Genomic DNA, 3,103 nt, shown 5'->3' on the forward strand with positions numbered 1-3,103 from the left:
TGGATGCCTTGGCATGCACAGGCGATGAAGGACGTGATACGCTGCGATAAGCTACGGGGAGGTGCGAATACCCTTTGATCCGTAGATTTCCGAATGGGGAAACCCACCTAAGGTACTTGGAAAATCAGAGCAGCAGAGCGATCTGCTGCTGTGGTTTCCAAGTATCGATAATAGGTAACTTACCCTGAATACATAGGGGTAAAGTGGCGAACGCGGGGAACTGAAACATCTAAGTACCCGTAGGAAAGGACATCAACCGAGACTCCGCAAGTAGTGGCGAGCGAACGCGGACCAGGCCAGTGGCTTTTGTGAGATAAGTGGAACCTTCTGGAAAGGAGGGCCGAAGTGGGTGATAGCCCCGTACACGTAATGCGAACAAAAGTCCTTGAGTAAGGCGGGACACGTGAAATCCTGTCTGAACATGGGGAGACCACTCTCCAAGCCTAAGTACTCGTGCATGACCGATAGCGAACTAGTACCGTGAGGGAAAGGTGAAAAGCACCCCGACAAGGGGAGTGAAAGAGTACCTGAAACCGATTGCCTACAAACAGATGGAGCCCGCAAGGGTGACATCGTACCTTTTGTATAATGGGTCAGCGACTTAGTGTGTCGAGCAAGCTTAAGCCGGTAGGTGTAGGCGCAGCGAAAGCGAGTCTGAACAGGGCGTTCAGTTCGACGCATTAGACCCGAAACCGAGTGATCTAGCCATGAGCAGGTTGAAGGTAGGGTAACACCTACTGGAGGACCGAACCCATAACTGTTGCAATAGTTCGGGATGACTTGTGGCTAGGGGTGAAAGGCCAATCAAACTCGGAAATAGCTGGTTCTCCGCGAAATCTATTTAGGTAGAGCGTCGACCGAATACCCTGGGGGGTAAAGCACTGCATGGGCTAGGGGTCCTCACCGGATTACCAAACCTAAGCAAACTCTGAATACCCAGGAGTACTAGTCGGCAGACACACGGCGGGTGCTAACGTCCGTCGTGAAAAGGGAAACAACCCTGACCTACAGCTAAGGTCCCCAAGTTATGGCTAAGTGGGAAAGGATGTGAGGATCCCAAAACAACCAGGATGTTGGCTTAGAAGCAGCCATCATTTAAAGAAAGCGTAACAGCTCACTGGTCTAAATAAGGGTCTTTGCGCCGAAAATGTAACGGGGCTAAAGCCATACACCGAAGCTTAGGGTTCGTGAGCAATCACGAGCGGTAGCGGAGCGTTCTGTAAGCCAGTGAAGCCGTACCCGTGAGGGACGGTGGAGGTATCAGAAGTGCGAATGCTGACATGAGTAACGTAAGGGGAGTGAGAGACTCCCCCGCCGAAAGACCAAGGGTTCCTGCTTAAAGTTAATCTGAGCAGGGTTAGCCGGCCCCTAAGACGAGGCAGAAATGCGTAGTCGATGGGAACCACGTTAATATTCGTGGGCCTGTGGGTAGTGACGGATCGCACAAGTTGTTCAACCTTATCGGATTGGTTGGGCAGCGGAGCGGTTCCAGGAAATAGCTCCCACTTATAGACCGTACCCGAAACCGACACTGGTGGTCTGGTAGAGTATACCAAGGCGCTTGAGAGAACTATGCTGAAGGAACTCGGCAAATTGCACGCGTAACTTCGGAAGAAGCGTGACCCTTTGCTGCGCAAGCAGTGGAGGGTGGCACAGACCAGGGGGTAGCGACTGTTTATCAAAAACACAGGGCTCTGCGAAGCCGCAAGGCGACGTATAGGGTCTGACGCCTGCCCGGTGCTGGAAGGTTAAGAGGAGGGGTGCAAGCTCTGAATCGAAGCCCCAGTAAACGGCGGCCGTAACTATAACGGTCCTAAGGTAGCGAAATTCCTTGTCGGGTAAGTTCCGACCTGCACGAATGGCGTAACGACTTCCCCGCTGTCTCCAGCATAGACTCAGTGAAATTGAATTCCCCGTGAAGATGCGGGGTTCCTGCGGTTAGACGGAAAGACCCCGTGCACCTTTACTATAGCTTTACATTGGCATTCGTAGTGGCATGTGTAGGATAGGTGGTAGGCTTTGAAGCCAGGGCGCCAGCCTTGGTGGAGCCACCCTTGAAATACCACCCTTATTACTATGGATGTCTAACCGCGGCCCGTTATCCGGGTCCGGGACAATGTATGGTGGGTAGTTTGACTGGGGCGGTCGCCTCCTAAAGAGTAACGGAGGCGCGCGATGGTGGGCTCAGAACGGTCGGAAATCGTTCGCTGAGTGCAATGGCATAAGCCTGCCTGACTGCGAGACTGACAAGTCGAGCAGAGACGAAAGTCGGTCATAGTGATCCGGTGGTCCCGTGTGGAAGGGCCATCGCTCAACGGATAAAAGGTACGCCGGGGATAACAGGCTGATGACCCCCAAGAGTCCATATCGACGGGGTTGTTTGGCACCTCGATGTCGACTCATCGCATCCTGGGGCTGGAGCAGGTCCCAAGGGTATGGCTGTTCGCCATTTAAAGCGGTACGTGAGTTGGGTTCAGAACGTCGTGAGACAGTTCGGTCCCTATCTGCCGTGGGTGTAGGAATATTGAAAGGATCTGTCCCTAGTACGAGAGGACCGGGATGGACGTATCTCTGGTGGACCTGTTGTGGCGCCAGCCGCATAGCAGGGTAGCTATATACGGACGGGATAACCGCTGAAGGCATCTAAGCGGGAAACCCACCTTGAAACGAGTATTCCCTGAGAACCGTGGAAGACGACCACGTTGATAGGCCGGGTGTGGAAGAGCGGCAACGCTTGAAGCTTACCGGTACTAATAGTTCGATCGGCTTGATCGTTCTCATTCCTTATGTCCATCACCAGCGCTCACGCATGAGCGGCCCTAAAGGGCCTATGCTCCGCGAGGGCGCCGGATGACCGGCGACGCGCAGTCGCGCTTGCGGGCAACGCCCGTAGCAAAACTGCAAGACGCCAATGGCACAAATACAGCTTCTCATACGTGCGTTTCGCCGACCTGGTGGTTATGGCGGAGCGGCTGCACCCGATCCCATTCCGAACTCGGCCGTGAAACGCTCCAGCGCCAATGGTACTTCGTCTCAAGACGCGGGAGAGTAGGTCGCTGCCAGGTCTGCCAAACGCACGTAATTCTCTTTATTCTTTTGTCTT

General features: G+C 53.9%; 2 rRNA genes (1 of these 2 running past the window's edge). Both read left to right on the top strand.

From position 1 onward, the window contains the following. Positions 1–2,775, top strand: a 23S ribosomal RNA gene (locus AO692_RS20840); it begins 25 nt to the left of the window's first position. Between the two features lie 175 nt (positions 2,776–2,950). Further along, positions 2,951–3,065, top strand: a 5S ribosomal RNA gene (rrf, locus tag AO692_RS20845). The last annotated feature ends 38 nt before the right edge of the window (positions 3,066–3,103 follow it).

Source organism: Mesorhizobium sp. 1M-11, from assembly GCF_001303895.1.
Taxonomy (GTDB): Bacteria; Pseudomonadota; Alphaproteobacteria; order Rhizobiales; family Rhizobiaceae; genus Mesorhizobium.